The organism is Mucilaginibacter sp. P4_D1 (genome assembly GCF_056401935.1).
The window spans coordinates 1-16986 of sequence record NZ_JBFUIJ010000059.1 but is presented as its reverse complement, the minus strand read 5'-3'; the positions used below and the strand labels follow the sequence as shown (position 1 = coordinate 16986).

At 40.8% G+C, this 16986-nt stretch carries 16 protein-coding genes and 1 tRNA gene; 9 read left to right on the top strand and 8 right to left on the bottom strand.

Going from position 1 to position 16986, the window contains the following annotated elements; all coding sequences use genetic code 11:
• Positions 1-4: 4 nt before the first annotated feature.
• On the bottom strand, positions 5-2437 hold the full coding sequence (locus tag AC1DV1_RS28350; protein ID WP_477367078.1) for a TonB-dependent receptor: 2433 nt from the start codon (positions 2435-2437) through the stop codon (positions 5-7).
• 530 nt (positions 2438-2967) lie between these two features.
• On the opposite strand from AC1DV1_RS28350, the gene AC1DV1_RS28345 reads away from it, so the two are divergent.
• The 4 genes from AC1DV1_RS28345 (at position 2968) to AC1DV1_RS28330 (ending at position 4586) form a co-directional block, all read left to right on the top strand.
• Entirely contained in the window at positions 2968-3378 is a 411-nt protein-coding gene (locus tag AC1DV1_RS28345; RefSeq protein WP_477367075.1) for a response regulator, read from the top strand.
• A 50-nt stretch (positions 3379-3428) separates the two neighbouring features.
• The gene (locus tag AC1DV1_RS28340; protein ID WP_477367072.1) at positions 3429-3788 is read left to right on the top strand and encodes a response regulator; all 360 of its coding nucleotides are present in this window, start codon (positions 3429-3431) and stop codon (positions 3786-3788) included.
• A gap of 104 nt (positions 3789-3892) precedes the next feature.
• Positions 3893-4432, top strand: a complete 540-nt coding sequence (locus AC1DV1_RS28335) for a hypothetical protein (RefSeq protein ID WP_477367069.1) — start codon at positions 3893-3895, stop codon at positions 4430-4432.
• Positions 4422-4586, top strand: coding sequence for a hypothetical protein (locus AC1DV1_RS28330; RefSeq protein ID WP_477367066.1), 165 nt, complete (start codon positions 4422-4424; stop codon positions 4584-4586). Before AC1DV1_RS28335 ends, AC1DV1_RS28330 begins: the two co-directional genes overlap by 11 nt.
• 127 nt (positions 4587-4713) lie before the next feature.
• Here the strand turns inward: AC1DV1_RS28330 and AC1DV1_RS28325 are convergent, their stop codons facing one another.
• The 6 genes from AC1DV1_RS28325 to AC1DV1_RS28300 all read right to left on the bottom strand — a co-directional run bounded on the left by AC1DV1_RS28325 (position 4714) and on the right by AC1DV1_RS28300 (position 10650).
• The gene (locus AC1DV1_RS28325; RefSeq protein ID WP_477367063.1) at positions 4714-6537 is read right to left on the bottom strand and encodes a PAS domain S-box protein; all 1824 of its coding nucleotides are present in this window, start codon (positions 6535-6537) and stop codon (positions 4714-4716) included.
• Between the two features lie 20 nt (positions 6538-6557).
• Positions 6558-8123: an ATP-binding protein gene (locus AC1DV1_RS28320; RefSeq protein WP_477367060.1), complete on the bottom strand. Its 1566-nt coding sequence runs from the start codon at positions 8121-8123 to the stop codon at positions 6558-6560.
• A gap of 157 nt (positions 8124-8280) precedes the next feature.
• A complete protein-coding gene (locus AC1DV1_RS28315; protein ID WP_477367057.1) occupies positions 8281-8595 on the bottom strand; it encodes a hypothetical protein in 315 nt (104 codons plus the stop codon).
• A 427-nt stretch (positions 8596-9022) separates the two neighbouring features.
• Positions 9023-9096, bottom strand: a tRNA-Arg gene (locus AC1DV1_RS28310).
• 555 nt (positions 9097-9651) lie between these two features.
• Positions 9652-10389 (bottom strand): DUF4184 family protein, encoded by a 738-nt coding sequence (locus AC1DV1_RS28305; protein WP_477367054.1) that lies wholly within the window; start codon positions 10387-10389, stop codon positions 9652-9654.
• Between the two features lie 9 nt (positions 10390-10398).
• Positions 10399-10650, bottom strand: a complete 252-nt coding sequence (locus AC1DV1_RS28300; protein WP_477367051.1) for a hypothetical protein — start codon at positions 10648-10650, stop codon at positions 10399-10401.
• Positions 10651-10695: 45 nt separating this feature from the next.
• Here AC1DV1_RS28300 and AC1DV1_RS28295 point away from each other — a divergent pair, with 45 nt between their 5' ends.
• Both AC1DV1_RS28295 and AC1DV1_RS28290 read left to right on the top strand, forming a co-directional pair.
• Positions 10696-11631, top strand: coding sequence for a Nif3-like dinuclear metal center hexameric protein (locus AC1DV1_RS28295; protein WP_477367048.1), 936 nt, complete (start codon positions 10696-10698; stop codon positions 11629-11631).
• 322 nt (positions 11632-11953) lie between these two features.
• On the top strand, positions 11954-12814 hold the full coding sequence (locus AC1DV1_RS28290) for an N-acetylglucosamine kinase (RefSeq protein WP_477367045.1): 861 nt from the start codon (positions 11954-11956) through the stop codon (positions 12812-12814).
• 179 nt (positions 12815-12993) lie between these two features.
• On the opposite strand, the gene AC1DV1_RS28285 is transcribed toward AC1DV1_RS28290, so the two are convergent.
• On the bottom strand, positions 12994-13686 hold the full coding sequence (locus AC1DV1_RS28285; protein WP_369829634.1) for an NUDIX hydrolase: 693 nt from the start codon (positions 13684-13686) through the stop codon (positions 12994-12996).
• Between the two features lie 128 nt (positions 13687-13814).
• Between AC1DV1_RS28285 and pfkA the strand changes: the two genes are divergently transcribed.
• From pfkA to gap, 3 genes are read left to right on the top strand one after another with little or no spacing between them, the layout of a single operon-like run.
• Positions 13815-14801 carry a 6-phosphofructokinase gene (gene pfkA, locus AC1DV1_RS28280; protein WP_477367042.1) on the top strand — a complete coding sequence of 329 codons (987 nt, stop codon included), beginning with the start codon at positions 13815-13817 and terminating at the stop codon, positions 14799-14801.
• 3 nt (positions 14802-14804) lie between these two features.
• Positions 14805-15653 carry a hypothetical protein gene (locus tag AC1DV1_RS28275; protein ID WP_147056744.1) on the top strand — a complete coding sequence of 283 codons (849 nt, stop codon included), beginning with the start codon at positions 14805-14807 and terminating at the stop codon, positions 15651-15653.
• Between the two features lie 6 nt (positions 15654-15659).
• Positions 15660-16655: a type I glyceraldehyde-3-phosphate dehydrogenase gene (gap, locus tag AC1DV1_RS28270; protein WP_477367039.1), complete on the top strand. Its 996-nt coding sequence runs from the start codon at positions 15660-15662 to the stop codon at positions 16653-16655.
• Positions 16656-16986: the final 331 nt, after the last annotated feature.

The following is a 16986-nucleotide window of genomic DNA, read 5'->3' as shown; positions in this document are numbered from 1 at the left end:
TTCCTCAAAACGGAAATATCACCTTGAAACTCACATTGCGGCCAATGTTATAAATACCCAGCCGGCCATTAGGCGAAGCCGTATAATATTCAAAATACTTTAGCCTGTTCAGGTTGGATTGATAGGCCGTGTCAAACAAATTATCTACCTGGAAAAAAACTTCGCAAAAGGTTTTTTCCGACCTCCGCTTTATTGTTGTACCCATACCAATGTTAATAAGCGTATAGCCGGGCGTGGCTGTTTCGGTATTATCGAGGGCATAAAACCGGTTTTGAGCGGCATAAGCATCCGCCTCTGTTTTAAACCATATTTTTGAAAACACCCCGTAAGCTTGCTGCAGGGTGATCTTTACCTCGCTGCGTAGGTGCAGCGGGGGGATAAAAGGCAGATACTTTGCCGCCCCGTTTGACTTTTGGATAAGCTGCTGATTTTGATTAATGCCCGTAACATACGCTACACTATTATTAAATGCCAGCCACTTCAGTTTCTGCGGATGCAGGTTAACCGTAAACTCAGCACCATAAAGCCGGGCCTTTGATTGCTGGTATTGATAGGTACTATTACCCGGAACAATTATTACCGGGTTGCCGGCGGCATCGGTTAGCTTAGCCTGGTATATATAATTATCAATCTGGTTGTTAAAAAACTCGGCAATAAGGTCGGCATCCTTCAGGTAAGCAATTATACCCAGGTCTTCCTGCAGGCTAAATTCGGGATTAAAACTCCTGTCGCCCAGGTAAACAATATGTGCGCCCGGGTCAAGGCCGTTGGAGCCAATTTCGGTAATGTTGGGCGCCCTGTAACCCCTGCCAACATTGGCTTTAAGCAGCAGCCTTTCGTTAATGTTGTAAGTAAGTCCCAAACTGCCCGAAAAACCTTTGTAAACATGCTTAAACGCCGGGAACTGGAGATGAGCACCCGCCGTATCGGGCAGTTTAACCTGCTGTTCAAAACCGTTGGCCGCATTAGGCCCAACATAAAAATCATTCCAGCTGATGTGGCGGTTATTATACCTTATGCCTCCCGAAACATCGAGCTTACCAAAACTTTTTTTGCCGAAGATAAAAGCCCCGGCATCAAACAGGTTATAATCGGGTATCGGGAAATCGGTAGCGGCCTTGCTGCGGTTGGCCTGGTACATACCGTTAATACCCACAGTACTTTCAATACCGGCAAATACGGGTAAATTGTATTTCAAATCGTAATTAAGGGTATTAAGTACTACATACAAACCAGCCTGCTGCGCCAACGTTGGGTGGTTATATTCCCTGCGGATGCTTTGCTGTAGGCCAAGCGTGGCGTCCAGGCTACCATTGCCCAATTTTACCTGGTTGTGGGTATAAATGCGGTAATGCTGAATGCGCTGATGAAGCGGAGCTATGGTATACGAGTTTAATTCATTACTGCTAACCAAAGGCCTGTTTTTGATATTATCCGCAGCCAGTTCGTTTACCTGCTTGGTAAACTGCCGGGTAAGCGAATCGCGGCTACCATCGGGAATTTCCTGACGGTTATCATACATGGTTGCCGCTATTTGGGAGTAGCCCCACTTTTTATCAACCCGGGCCATACCCGATAAATTGTACTCCCTGAAACCTGTGTTGTAGACCAATCCGTCTATTTTATCGCGATAATCATGTGCTGCCTTGGCTGTAGCCCTAAAGGTATATTGCCAGCTTTTATTTTTGTAAGCCAGGCCAATTGATGTGCCAATCATGCCGTTGTTGGTATGATAATCGGCAACGTAATCGCCTTTCAATAGGCTATCTGCCCCGTTAGGTATAGCGGGGATGAGGTTAATAACACCGGCAATGGCATCCGATCCGTAGGTTAAGCTAGCCGGGCCTTTAATTACTTCGGCCCTGCCAATGCCATACTGATCTATCTCGATACCATGTTCGTCCCCCCATTGCTGCCCTTCCTGCCTGATGCCATCGTATAAAGTTAATACCCGGTTATAACCCAGTCCCCTTATAAAAGGCTTAGAGATATTAGGCCCTGTGGTAACGGCGCTTACGCCGGGTACTCCCTTTACTATGGCATCAATAATATTGTTGTTCACATTCAGGTTCATCTCCTTTTTTGTCATCACAGCAATAGGCACCGGGTTACGCCGTAGCTCGGTAGCCCGCGATACGCCTGTTATAATCACTTCGTTCAGTTTCGAATAACTCTCTTTCAGGTTGCTGTTTAAAATAACGGTTTGTTGTTTGGTAATAGTTACCCTTAATTTTTCGGGGAGATACCCAATTGCCGAAAAAGACACTTCATAGTTACCAGGAGCTATGTTTTGTAATTGATAATAACCTTTTTGGTTGGCGGTAGTACCTATAGTTGTACCTGTTATAGTAACGGAACCATAGGCCAGGGGCTCGCTGCCGGTTGTTAGGCGGCCTTTTAAAGCCCCAGCCTGGGCCAAAACGTTTATTGACGGCATTAAGAGTATTAAAAAGAGGTATAATATTTTTATTTGCATTCAGATCAATTTTTATTTTAAACACAAATCAAATAAAAATAATTAGTCTTACCTAATTTTATTAAACAAATAAAGCTAATTCCTCATTATACTTACATTAGTTAACATATCTTAGCTTAATTAAAGACTGATATCTCCACACATCACAAGAAATAAAAAGGAAAATGAGAATAGTTTAGATGGGATAAACCTAAACAGGCAGCCAAACGATTAGGCGTTTACCCAGACGGGTATTTGCAAAACCAACAACAGGATATAAGCGGGCAGCACAAATATGGCACCGGGTATTGTACACCCCGTTAAAACACCTATTGCATACCCCGTTAAAAAACGGGGTATTTTAACAATAACTGTTTTTTTTATTTTGATCTTAAATAACTAAATTAGCTTTTGCATAGCCCTGTTTTTATTCCCCCTATAATTAAAACAGTTAAAACCAAAAGGAAACTTTTTCCTTAGTAAACATTTTCGCAAATATTAGGTTAATTTCAATGGATCAAAAAAACATGGCCTCCAATATCCTGGTGATAGATGACGGCGAGATTGATAATATTATTTTTGAAAAAGTGGTCAGGAGGGTAATGTCAAATTCAAGGATTGATGCCTGCAGCGATGCCCCAAGCGCTATTGCCAAACTAATGCATATCAGCAATACGGCACCTCATCTTTTCCCTGATTATATATTTTTAGACTTGACGATGCCGGTTATGGATGGTTGGGATTTTTTGGAGGAATTCAGACGATTAAATATCGATCCGCTTAAGCAAAGTAAAATATATCTTCTATCTTCGTCGATATCAATTAAAGATATTAACCGGTCGCGCATGAATCCTTTGGTGTTTGATTTTATATCTAAACCAATGAACAGGCAAAAAGCCGAAGCCATTTTTGAAGTTGCCTAAGGCTTCAGCACCGTAATATTAACATTTAACGAAACTAAACTTCTTTATCCATGTTGAAAAGCATTTTGGTAATTGAGGATGATACCGACATTTTAAGTACAATTGAAAATGTTTTGGTTTACAATAATTTTGCGGTCACGGGTTTAACCCATACTGATGACATTATTGAGTCTATCAAAACCTACAAACCCRACCTTGTGCTAACCGACTATATGCTCCCCGGTATGAATGGTGGTAAAATATGCCAAACCATTAAAAGCACCAGGGAAACTAACCATATCCCCGTTATACTTATTTCGGCTTATCACCGCCAGGCCATCTCATTGGCCAATTTCAACTACGATATTTATATCCCCAAGCCTTTTGACATCGATAAACTGGTACAAGCTATAAATAAGCTTTTAAATTAGGGGTAATTCAAAAAATAAATATGTTTAAACGTAGTAAAAATACAACTAAGAAACTTTGATGTTTTTAAATAATAAGTATATTTATTACCCCTTCAATATGGTGTATGAATAAACTATTTTTCCTTCTTTTATTTCTGGCGCCCGTGGTTTGCAACGCGCAGAACATCGATAATTTGGATATAAAAAACGGCTTTCTGCAATTTAAGCTGGGGGATAGCCTGGCAAAATATCAAACTATATTGCGCTCACCTGATAAATTAGCCCCGCATAATTATCAGGTAAAATATAAAGCCATAAAGCTTAAAAAAAACATCGATGGACTTTTTTTAATTGAAGAAAATGGCATTGTTGTAGGTATTCAAATTTATATGGTAACTGACGATCAATGTCAATTCATCAATAAAGCTTTTGAAAAAGCTTATGGAGCACCCGAAGAAATCAAAGACGACAAAGAAAACGACCTGGGCCGACATCATTCATTTAAAATATGGAAAGGAAAAAGAGTATCCGCAATAGCTGAAAGGACCAATACCAATGCACAAATTGGCGGCATAAATGCCGAGCTTGCTTTTGAAAAGCTGGAGATTAAGCAAATTAGCGATGCGGTTATTGAAGGGACTTTGGCAACTGGTTTTGAGCTTTAAAAGCACCAGGGAAACTAACCATATCCCCGTTATACTTATTTCGGCTTATCACCGGCAGGCCATTTCATTAGCCAATTTCAACTACGATATTTATATCCCCAAGCCTTTTGACATCGATAAGCTGGTACAGGCTATAAATAAGCTTTTAAATTAAGGGTAAGTTAACAGTACTAAGTCTTGAGTCAAAAGTTAGCTTTATTTTTTTGACTCAGAACTTAAGACTTCCGGCTAAAGACTATCCGTCAATATACAATTAACATCAGTTCATGATTATTGTGGCACTATAAAGCTGCCTTATCCTGTATAACCACGCTATTGCAAGGCAGTTTTATTGTTGTAACTGCACCAAGGTTGGGGCCATCGCTTTGTATTTGAAATGAGCCATCGTGACTATCAATAATCGATTTACAATTATATAAGCCCAGTCCGGTTCCGCTTTCTTTGGTTGTAAACCCTCTTTTGAAAAATTTACTCCCTGTTTCGGCATCAAAACCTTTACCATTGTCGGCCATCCTGAGTTCGAAAAAGTCATTAGCGGCGCTTAAATTGATCTCGATTGTTTTTTCGATCTTTTCAAGGTCAATAGCTTCAATGCTGTTTTTCAGCACGTTTAAAATAACCTGCATTAATTTGGTATGGTCGCCTTTTAAAACATATTCGCCCGGCGCAATTGCTACCTTTAACTGGATGCCTTTTTTATCGGCAGATGCCAAAAGCATTGCCTTACAATCGTCAATAATATTTAACAGGTTTACCATTTTACGGTCTTGCGAGCCACCATGCCCTTTAACAAACTGGCGTTGGATACTTAAAATATCCTGGATGTGGGAAAGGATATTCAACAGCTCGGTAACCGCCGTTGAAATCTCACTTTTGTTTTCGGCCTGTGATTTGTGGATACTATCTGTAAGGGATACCAGGGCCTTTGCTTTATCGGCGCCAATTGCCTGTTCAAGTGCGCTTTGCTGCCCTTTTATAAATAAAGCCAGGTTTTTAATGGTATCGATATTATACCGCTCCATCACCCGGTTAATCCGGTTAAGGTACGATCCAAAACCCACCAGCGCATTGCCAATATCATGTAATACTTCTGATGCAATTTCAAATTTACCCTGGGCTATCGCTTTTTCTAACTCCTGCTCCTTTTGTGATATCAGCTGCGCGTTTGCAAGTTTTAAATCTGCAGCCTGGCTGCGCAGCTCTTCCGATTGAAGGTTTAGTTCCTCGTTAAGCTTATTCAAGGCTTCTTCATTTTTCTTGCGCTCGGTAATGTTGTGCCCAATGCCCAATATACGTTCAACCTGCCCCATTTCATTACGTACGGGTACTTTTGATGTCAGCAGCCAGTGTTTATTGCCTTCCGTGTCAAAAAATAATTCTTCTTTGTTTACGATCGCTTTACCCTCCTGAATCACATTTAAATCATCATGATAACCGCGTAACCCAATATCATTATTAAATAGCTCAAGATCGGTTTTGCCAATTACATCAGCTTCTGATTTTGCACCAATGGTTGCTACATCGGCAACATTGGCTATTATCTTTCGGCCGTTAGCATCTTTTATATAAATAGTGTCGGGCAAATTATCAATAAGTGTTCGCAGCAGTATTTTTTCAAGCTGCAATTGTTCCTCTACTTTTTTTGATGCCGTTACATCGGTATGGGTTCCTATTACCCGTTTTGCGCTACTCCCTTGCCTATTATTTACATAGCGGCCGCGCGACCAGATCCACACCCAACTACCATCGGCATGGGCCATCCTGAAAAAATTCTCGTATATTTTTTCGGTTGGATTATTTAAATATTCTTCAAACCGGGCAGTTGCTTTTTCCCTGTCTTCAGGATGAAGCAGATTAGTCCAGGTCTCATTTAAATTACCTTTGCCCTTAGTATCAAATTCATTAATTGACCTGCCCAACAATAAAAAGTACTCTTCATTACAATTCAGAAAACCCGTTTCGGTAAAATATTCCCAGGCGCCTATATCAGATGCCAACATCAACTCCCGGTAGGTTTCAATTGTTTTTGTAAGCTCTTCAATAACTTCCGGCGAATTGGAAGCATTAACAACCGGCTGGCTATCGTTCAATGCAATATCAATCATCTTAATATATTGTTATGGTACTATAATGGCAAGCTTATCGAAAACGTGGCACCCTGATCGTTTTTCACGGTAATATTGCCGCCGTGCGCAGTTATAAACTGCTTTACAATGGCAAGGCCCAAGCCGGTTCCGTTTTTCTTTTGCCGGGTAACAAATGGCTCAAAAAGGGTACCCGCTATTTCATCGGGGATACCGGGGCCATTATCCGCTACACGTATAATCACCGCACCATCCTGCATTTCTGCACTGATATTGAGCGTGGCGTTAGGAGTTTTATGATCATGAAGCGCATCCACAGCGTTGTTTACCAGGTTACTTAACGTTCTGCGCAATTTACTCTCGTCACCATCTACAAATAAGGGGTCTGGTACATTAACATTTATAATAATATCAGCTGCACCATCCCTTATCTCTACCTGCTTTACCGCGTCCCATGAAATTTTATTTATGTTAACAGGTATTTTTTTAACAGGGGTGTTTTTTATAAAATCTAAAAAATCATCAAATATTAATGATGCCTGTTCGGCCGATTTATCAATCAAATCAATCAGGTCGCTTTCAAGGCCATCCTCACGCATCATCTCTGTCATCAATTTTATATTTTTAATAGGCGTGCGCAGGTCATGCATCACCATGCCAATTACCTGCCCTACGGCCGATAATTTTTCTTTTTGTATCAGCTTTTCATTTAACTCGGCATTTCTGATAGCCTGGGCGGCATTTTGCACAAAAAGTTTTAGCATATACATTTTTTCGGTTTTAAGCCTTTCCTGTTTTTTAAGAACCGCAAATACCGAATAAGTATCCAGGCGGGCCAAAACAAGCTCATCTACCTGTATTACCTCGTCCTTTTCTATATCTATGCTTTTTACCCGTGCAATTAGCTCCTGCAGGTTTATTTTCTCTTCTATAGCACCTATCGAAATTATTTTTTCGTAAGCAAAATCATCATCCAGTTTGCCTATCAGGGCCAGGTCGGTGTCTAACGAGCCTGCCAACTGGTCAAGAATGTTCTTCAACAATGATGTCAGCTGCATCTTGTTTAAGCCGATAGAAGAAATAGATTCTATCAGTTTTTCAAGATTCCTGAGTTTATTATAATCGGTTACGGCTTTTGTAGMCAGCTGAATAATTTCTTCGGGCGCGTAAGGTTTGCAATGATATCCTACGTTTTGCCCAGCCTGTTCAACAATTTCATCAATAGATCGGTCGCTAAAAGCGGTAATGAAAATAATTTCGGCCTTTACATCATATTTCCGGATCTCCATGGCAGTTTCCAGGCCACTCCATCCCGGCATACGCATATCCAAAAATATAACGGCATATGGCGTACCGTTTTCAACGGCTTTTTTTACCAGCTTAACGCCTTCCATCCCGTTGGGTGCTTTGGCAACAGTAAACTCCGGCAGGCCCCGGGTACGGGTTCCTAATAAGGGCTTCGGAACGTCAAAAAGAATATTAAATGCCTGATCGATATTTTCCTGCTCTTCATCATTATAATTGGGCATCAATATATCTTCAATATTATCCCGAACTAATTCCTCATCATCAATGACCAGGACAGCAGTATTAGGCTTATTCATCATTCTTTAAAATAGATTTAACGTAGGGGTTTTTAACTACAGGCTTCTACGATAAATTTTGATTTAGGTTGTTGAATTATGAAAACTGCCGGAATAATATAAATAGCGACATTAAATACACAGAACCCAAGGTATAATACTTAAAACAATAAAACAGATGCTATCGCTTTATTAGCTTTGGATTTGCGCAAACATTATCGTTAAAAATTCGGGACCATTGTTCAAATGATATTGCTGTTTCTTCGGTATTGTTATCAAAATAAATCCAACAATTGCTTTGTTTTGCTAAACGGGTAAGCTCATCAATATTGGCCTGTGTTATAAAGTAAAGTCCATATAGCCGCTCTCCGTTCATCAGGGCACCCCATAAAACATATTCCAAATTCATCATCCAACCTGCGCAATACGCCTTTTCGGATATATCGCTCATAAAATCGACAAGCTTTTGTTGGCCACTGGTTAAGATGGTATTCATAACGATAAAAATAGGTGTAAAAGCACTTCACTCCCAGATTCATTTTACATGTGGGGTAAAAGGGGGGGGGGCAGATCGTTTTTGCGAGCAAAACAAGGCAAAACAAAAGTGAGACCGCCTTTTTTAATTAACCGCAGGGTTTTCTTCCTTAACCTTTTTGTTCGCTTTCCGAACGGAAATAAAAATTGCCGCTGCTACAAATAAACAAAAACAAGCGTTAATTAATGTCCCAATGCCTTCAGCCTTATAGGTTTTGTCGGTTGAAGTTATACTTTCAATTCCGTCATAGACCTCATACAGGAAGTACAAAAACATATAGATACTTGCAGCGAGGGAGATTTTTCGGTACTTAACAAAAAACGAGGGCATAGGATTCGGTTTTGGTCTATATAAAAAAAGCAAGCCAATTCGGCCTGCTTTTATACTGTGATCCCATTTGGATTCGAACCAAAGACCTACAGATTAGAAATCTGTTGCTCTATCCAGCTGAGCTATAGGACCATCGGTAAAATCAACGACTTTGTGGCAAGGTATCATGCCATCGTGTTTTTCGCGGTGCAAATATGCAAAATTATGCTGAATTATCAACCACAAATTTGTGATTTGATTAACGAACTGTTCTTTTTACGATCCTTTTGTATAGGTATTCGGTAAATCGTGCGTTTACATCATCGGGAAATTTCCAGTTGGGATAGTATTGCTTTTTAATGTATTTTAAACTGCCAAAGAATAGAATTCCTACTATCAACAATAAACAAAGCGAGAGCAATATTGCTCCAAAGGTAATAACAAAGTCCATCTTAATTAGTATTTTATTGTTATTACGCAAATAGATTGTAAAGGTTATAATTTTTTTTTGCCTGTGGTTATTAATTATTTAACAGCCAAAATAAAAGCCCCTCGCACTCGCTGCTTGGGGCTTTAAACCTAAACCTTATCACAATTAATAAGTGTAGAAACACTTACCTTATGAGGTGGCAAATATAGGGCACATAAGTTTATTTTGCAACACCGGATTGAAATTAGGACACCGCGATTATAAAATTAACAGAAATGTTACCTTCCGTTAACTTTGTTATTTTTAATTAAATTAAGCGAAGCAACGATTAACCCGATTAACCCTCCCGCAATAGCAGTTACCAATAAATTCCCAATTTGATGTAATTTAAGGCCCGTTGATAATCTTGCGACGGTTATTAATGCCATAGTTAGCACTACTATTGCCCAATATTTAGCGATTGGATGTGTTCTGACAACTCGCTTTTTAGGCATCGGCATAATAACTGCAGCGATGGCGGCAAACCCAATGAGTGTACTGCTGTGCTGTAGTATTTTATAAATAAACACCCGATGCGTCCCAAGACTTATCGTTGTTGCAAGTGCCGGAAAATATTGCACAAAATATCCATGAGGATGAGTAAAGCCATCCCAAAAAAGATGCGAGGCCGACCCAATAAAAACCGAACACACCACGACGGCGACAGATAATAACGAAATATTTAAAGGCAGGTGTTGATACTTCGCAAAGCGGCTGTTAAGGAACCGGGGCAAGTTATCAATAAACTCATCCCTTACCAGCAACAGGTAAACGTAACTAAGCACCATACCCAAGGGCACATCAAACCAAAACAAACCGGGTAAAGTATGACTGTAATTACTTTTTACCTGCATCCTGATAAAATATTCAAAATCGGGCGTCATGCTACCGGCTATTAAACCGGTTAAGGAGTAGCAGCGTTTAGGCAGATGTTTTAAGGTTAAAATTATGGCTGGGTGGGCGAAGGTAAAGGGCATGGGGTTTAATTATGCCTTAATTTGTTTTTCAATATCGAGTGCATATTCCCTGCAGGTATTAAGTCCGCGTTCAAAATCAGCATCTGTCGTTCCTACCTGTCTTCCTGATCCATCTGTGGCTACAAATCTAAAAACGCTATTAGACACCTCATCATAAGTTAATATCCAACCAGGCAGTATTTCGATTGCATTCCTGTTCATTGGTGTTTCTTTCACGAAGATAACATGAATCTTTAAATGTAAATCAAATACGCTACTCATTTCAACCCCTATTATCTATATTTGATCAATCCCAGCAATACCATCATGAATACAACAAAAGAATTTTTCCCTTTAAATGAGGACCATAGCCGCCGTAAATTTATTTTCAACGTTGGCAAAGTTGCAGTAGCTTCGGCATTGCTAAGCACACCATTTGTTGGCAGTGCTGCCGGTTTTTTTGATATTAAAAAGGATATTACCGTTGGGCAGATCATCGATAAATTTATCAGCCAGATTCCCGGGGCTCCGTTCCCCAAAACAGTTGATACGTTAAAATCGGGCAGTTTGGATATTAAAGTTACGGGCATTATTACTACCATGTTTGCCACCATTGATGTGATAAAACAAGCCATCGCGTTAAACGCCAATTTCATTATAGCCCACGAGCCTACTTTTTATAACCATGCCGATGAAACCGACTGGCTGGCTAATGACGATGTTTACCAATACAAGGCCAAACTGCTTAAAGACAACAACATTGCCGTGTGGCGCAACCACGATTACATCCACAGCCTTAAACCCGATGGTGTAGGCCTGGGCGTGTTAACCCAGCTAAACTGGGGTGCCTATTACCGGCCCGATTTGGGGAATGTACTGATGCTGCCGCCCACCAACTTAGCTGCGCTAATTGATTATCTTAAAAACAAACTAACCATTAACAAAGTGCGCTACATTGGCAACCCCGCGCAAAGCTGCCAGAAGGTATTATTTATACCAGGCGCGGCAGGCGGCCGACGGCACATAACCGAAACCGGCAAAGTAAAACCCGATGTATTAATAGTTGGCGAAATACAGGAATGGGAAACTGCCGAATATGTTCGTGACGCGCAGGCTAAAGGCGATAACCTGGCCCTGATAGTACTGGGCCATATAGCCAGCGAAGAACCGGGATCGGAGTTTATGGCGGGCTGGTTAAAGCAGCATTATCCGGCAATAAAAGCTGTCCATATCCCTTCAAAAAACTCACTATCATTTATGTAGTACAAATTGCCTTAGTGTAATTATATGCAAGTATTTTTATTAGGGGTTGTTAAATAATTTAACATTACGTACAATTGCAAAAAAAACTAACCGTAATGGCCTAAACCTCAATTACATGTTAATTTTACATTTATTATAATACCGGGCGTAGTTAAAATGTGTTATTAATAATGATACTTTAGACCATTAACGTTAGATTTTGTGTAAAAAGAAAGTGTAATTGGCGTGAAAATGGCAATTTTTATGATTTAGGTTACAAAGTGTTTTTTTTACAATAAGTTAATCATACTTTTAACCCAATTTTTCTAATAAAACTTTATTTATGATCATAATTGCTGACGGTGGCTCAACTAAAACAAACTGGTGTCTGGTTACCGAAGAAGGTAAAAAAGTGTATTTCAACACTGAGGGATATAACCCCTATTTTTCAAGTACCGAGTACATCATCCAATCGTTAAACGAGAGTTTGCCTACCGACCTTGATAAAAACGAGATAACCGAAGTTAATTACTACGGTGCAGGTTGCTCAACAGATGATATGCGTAACCTTGTAAAGGTTGCTATGGAAGCGGTTTTCACCAAATCAAAGGTGAACATTGGTCATGATTTACTTGCGGCGGCACGTGCCCTGTTAGGCAATACCGAAGGTTTTGCGGCTATTTTGGGTACGGGTACCAATACCTGTATTTACGATGGTAAAGATGTGGTACAAAACATTGATTCGGGCGCTTATATCCTGGGCGATGAAGGCAGCGGATGCTACATCGGCAAAAAACTATTAACCGATTATTTACGCGGTTACATGCCCGAGCCTGTGCGCAACCTGTTCTGGGAAACTTTTAAACTTACGCCCGATGATATTAACGAGCAGGTTTATACCCAGCCACGCGCCAATCGTTTTTGTGCAAGCTTCAGCAAGTTTGTTTACGATAACAATGTGCATATTGAATACTCACGCAATTTAGTACGTACCTCGTTCGAAGATTTTTTCCGTAACCTGGTTACCCACTATCCCGATTATCAAAAATACACCTTCAACTGCATAGGCTCTGTAGGCTACAACTTCCGTAACGTATTGGAAGAGGTTGTTACCGAAAACGGGATGGTTGTAGGCAACATCATCCGCTCGCCTATAGATAACCTGGTTAAATACCATTTGGAGTTATCGCCGAGCTCTTTGTAAGCAGAGTCAAGAATCAAGACTGAAGAAAAAGGGTTGAAAATGAAAATTTTCAGCCCTTTTATATTTAATGAGTGCTGCATTAACGCAAAAAAAGCGGAAACTAAGTTCCCGCTTTCTCATACTACGCTGCCAGGTGCAGCTATCTTAATTCTTGATTCTAATCTCTTGACTCTTCTTCCCTATCCGAGGCTCATTTCGCCCTGAAAAATCTTCCCGTACTTACGTTTATCAAACTTGTATAGTTTGGCGGCACGATACGATACTCCTTTTTGCTTCTCGTCCAGTTCTTTCAGGAAACCGTAGCTGAGCATTTTTTTGCGGAAGTTACGTTTATCCAGTTTTTTGTTGAGTACTGCTTCGTACAAAGATTGTAGCTGGGTAAGCGTAAATTTCTCGGGCAGTAGTTCAAACGCTATAGGCTGATAGTGCAGCCTGCGACGTATTTTGTTAAAGCCGGTATTAAAGATCTCGCTGTGGTCAAAGGCCAGCTTTGGTAAATCGTTTACCGGGTGCCAGATGGCTTTTTTGGCAAACTGGGTTACCGGGCGTAGCTCCTTTTGGCCATTAATGCGTATAAGCGCATAGTAGGCTACTGTAATTACACGTCCCTGGGGGTGCCTGTTCACCTCGCCAAAGGTATGAAATTGCTGCATGTGCAAATCGCGCAGGCCGGTAAGCTCATACAATATCCGCTCGGCGGCATCGTCAATGCTTTCGTCCTGCTCAACAATATAGCCGGGGAGTGCAAACCAATCTTTATATGGTTCTTCGTTACGCTCAATCAGTAAAATCTTAAGTTCGCCGGCTTCAAAACCAAAAATCACGCAATCAATAGAGAATACGGAATCAAACTTAGGCAGCATTAGTTCCAAAATAGTTATCGGGATTTAGTTTACAGTTTAAATATATGACGTTAATTTCTAATCTAAAAAAAAACAAATAAATTTAATGGTGTAATTTACACACTGTATCTTCGTAGCACAAATTTAGTAGTGTAAAAATGCAGAAAATTTMAAAAATTGCTGTTTTAACTTCGGGTGGCGATGCACCGGGCATGAACCCCTGTATCCGCGCCGTTGTTCGTACAGCACTATATAATGGCCTTGAGGTTGTAGGTGTACGCCAGGGTTATAAAGGACTTATCGAAAACGACATGTACGATATGAACAAGCGGTCGGTAAGTAACATACTGAATTTAGGGGGCACCATTTTAAAAACCGCCCGCTGCCTGCCATTTAAAGAAGATGAAGGCATGGCCACTGCTTACAAGCATTTAAAAGAACACGGCATTGATGCCCTGGTAGTAATTGGCGGCGATGGCACCTTTACCGGCGCCCTGCGTTTTTCAAAAAAATACCCTGATATTGCCGTAATGGGTGTTCCCGGTACTATTGATAACGACCTGTGCGGCTCAACGTATACGCTGGGTTTTGATACCGCTACCAATACCGTTATTGAAGCTATCGACAAAATTCGCGATACGGCCGATGCGCATGACCGCCTTTTCTTCATCGAAGTAATGGGTCGCGATTCGGGTGCTATTGCCCTGCGTGCAGGCATTTCATGTGGCGCCGAGGCCATTTTGCTGCCCGAAAAACAAACGGCTATAGAGGATTTGATCGAGAACCTCAAAACCGGTCACATGAATAAAAAGTCATCAAGCATTGTTATTGTGGCCGAAGGCGATAAGAACGGCGGCGTGTATGACGTGGCAAAAGCGGTACAAAAAGAAGTTAAAAACTACGACATTAAAGTAACTATATTAGGCCACTTGCAAAGAGGGGGCAGCCCATCCAGTTTCGACAGGATTTTGGGTAGCCGTTTGGGCTTTGCAGCAGTTAACGCTTTGATAGCCGGCGAAACGCAAAAAATGGTAGGTTTGCAGGCCAATCACATTTTGCTAACCAGTTTAGAAGAAGCGCTTAACCACCATGAGTTTAAGCTGGAAGCAGACCTTTTACAAATGGTTGATATATTATCAATATAATTAATGATTGCAGTAGTTTATAGCGGTTCGTATTTTGCACATTGGCGCCTGGCCGATAAAGGAAGAACTATTGCTTCCTTTAAAACTAATGGCATCAACCCCTACTTTAACGACGAAAAGCATATACTGCAGCTCCTCAATAAAAACATCAACCTTATTCACCACGCCGAAGAGATAAAACGCATTTACTTTTTTGGCGCCGGTGCATCGTCAGACGAACGTAAGGCAGTGGTGTACAACGCTCTATCGGCATTTTTTAAGTTCGGTAAGGTAACGGTTGATCATGATATCACCGCAGCGGCTATTGCCTGCTGTAAAAACTCGCCCGGTATTGTAAGCATTTGCGGCAGCGGCTCAAACGCGGCTTATTACGATGGTAAAAAAGTTGCCCCCAACAATTACGGCCTGGGCTATATACTGGCCGATGAGGGTAGCAGCAACTGGCTGGGCAGGCAGCTTATTAAAGGTTTCATGAACGAAACCCTGCCGGCAGGCATCCGCAAAAAGTTTATACATAAATACGATGCCGACCGCAAAACGCTTTTAGAGAAGGTTTACCGCCAAAAACAACCGGCTTTATTCCTGAGTTCGTTTGCCGATTTTTACCTGGAAAACCGTACCGATCATCATCTTCAAAGCGTCATAAAAAAAGGATTTAGCAGCCTAATTTCTACATATTTAGTACCTTTACATCAGCAACATCCCGAGTCCTCCATTCATTTTGTGGGTACGGTTGCTGCCAATTTTCAGGAACTTTTATATGAAAGCGCTGCCGAAGCCAATTTGCAGATAACCAACATTATAAAAGAACCCATAAATAATTTATTAACCTACTATTCAAATAAAAATTAAAAAATCATGAAAATAGGAATTAACGGTTTCGGCCGTATTGGCCGCCTGGCATTCAGGGCCGCAATTGAAAGATCCGACATTGAAGTTGTTGGTATTAATGACCTGGTTGAGCCAGATTACATGGCTTACATGTTAAAATACGATTCAACTCACGGACCATTCAAAGGCACTATTGCTGTTGAAGGCGGTCATTTGGTTGTAAACGGTAAAACCATCCGTGTTACTGCCGAAAAAGATCCTGCTAACCTTAAATGGGGCGAAATAGGCGCTGAAGTGATCATCGAATCAACAGGCTTGTTTTTAACACAGGAAACTGCTCAAAAACATATTGATGCAGGTGCTAAAAAAGTAGTAATGAGCGCACCCGCAAAAGATGATACCCCTACCTTTGTAATGGGTGTTAACCATAAACAACTGAAAGCCGATCAAAACATCGTTTCAAACGCTTCATGTACTACCAACTGTTTAGCACCTATTGCTAAAGTATTGGATGATAACTTTGGTATCGAAGAAGGCTTAATGACCACTGTACACGCTGTTACAGCTACTCAGAAAACAGTTGATGGCCCAAGTGCTAAAGACTGGAGAGGTGGCCGTGGTGCTTACCAAAACATCATCCCTTCATCAACCGGTGCTGCTAAAGCAGTTGGTTTGGTGTTACCTCAATTAAAAGGTAAATTAACCGGTATGTCATTACGCGTACCAGTTGCCGACGTATCTGTTGTTGATTTAACCGTACGTTTGAAAAAAGGTGCTTCATACGAAGCCATCAAAGCAGCTATGAAAGCAGCATCTGAAGGCGAATTAAAAGGCATTTTAGGCTACACCGAAGACGAAGTAGTATCTGAAGACTTTAAAGGCGATGCACGTACATCAATTTTTGATGCAAAAGCAGGTATCGGCCTTAATGATAACTTTGTTAAAGTGGTATCATGGTACGATAACGAGTGGGGTTACTCAAACAAACTGATCGACCTTGTTCAGGAATTAGGTAAATTCTAATTTCCCTTTTCCCAACATTAATTTATACTTACAAAGCCCTGGCAATAGCCGGGGCTTTGTTGGTTTAAAAACATATTATTGCGGGCGCAGCCGGTAACCGCGGATCAAGCGGAATTCTTGTGGGGGAATAAAAAAAGTATTTGTTTTGCGACAGGAATAACAAATACGAATACCCTTGTCAGCAGCATACGAAACCCTTGTCCGTTTAATCTTACCTGAAGGTCTTTTAGAATATTTTGAACTTATGGATGTTCGCTCATCTGAGAGCGGGCAATTGAACATTTACCTGGAAGAAAAGAACCTTGCTCCATTAGGATATGAGAATATGAGA

Coding starts and splice junctions, on each gene's coding strand:
- AC1DV1_RS28325 (WP_477367063.1), bottom strand. CDS start 6,537: ATGATTGATATTGCATTGAACGATAGCCAGCCGGTTGTTAATGCTTCC.
- AC1DV1_RS28290 (WP_477367045.1), top strand. CDS start 11,954: ATGATCATAATTGCTGACGGTGGCTCAACTAAAACAAACTGGTGTCTG.
- gap (WP_477367039.1), top strand. CDS start 15,660: ATGAAAATAGGAATTAACGGTTTCGGCCGTATTGGCCGCCTGGCATTC.
- AC1DV1_RS28345 (WP_477367075.1), top strand. CDS start 2,968: ATGGATCAAAAAAACATGGCCTCCAATATCCTGGTGATAGATGACGGC.
- AC1DV1_RS28305 (WP_477367054.1), bottom strand. CDS start 10,389: ATGCCCTTTACCTTCGCCCACCCAGCCATAATTTTAACCTTAAAACAT.
- AC1DV1_RS28275 (WP_147056744.1), top strand. CDS start 14,805: ATGATTGCAGTAGTTTATAGCGGTTCGTATTTTGCACATTGGCGCCTG.
- AC1DV1_RS28300 (WP_477367051.1), bottom strand. CDS start 10,650: ATGAGTAGCGTATTTGATTTACATTTAAAGATTCATGTTATCTTCGTG.
- AC1DV1_RS28350 (WP_477367078.1), bottom strand. CDS start 2,437: ATGCCGTCAATAAACGTTTTGGCCCAGGCTGGGGCTTTAAAAGGCCGC.
- AC1DV1_RS28335 (WP_477367069.1), top strand. CDS start 3,893: ATGAATAAACTATTTTTCCTTCTTTTATTTCTGGCGCCCGTGGTTTGC.
- AC1DV1_RS28295 (WP_477367048.1), top strand. CDS start 10,696: ATGAATACAACAAAAGAATTTTTCCCTTTAAATGAGGACCATAGCCGC.
- AC1DV1_RS28315 (WP_477367057.1), bottom strand. CDS start 8,595: ATGAATACCATCTTAACCAGTGGCCAACAAAAGCTTGTCGATTTTATG.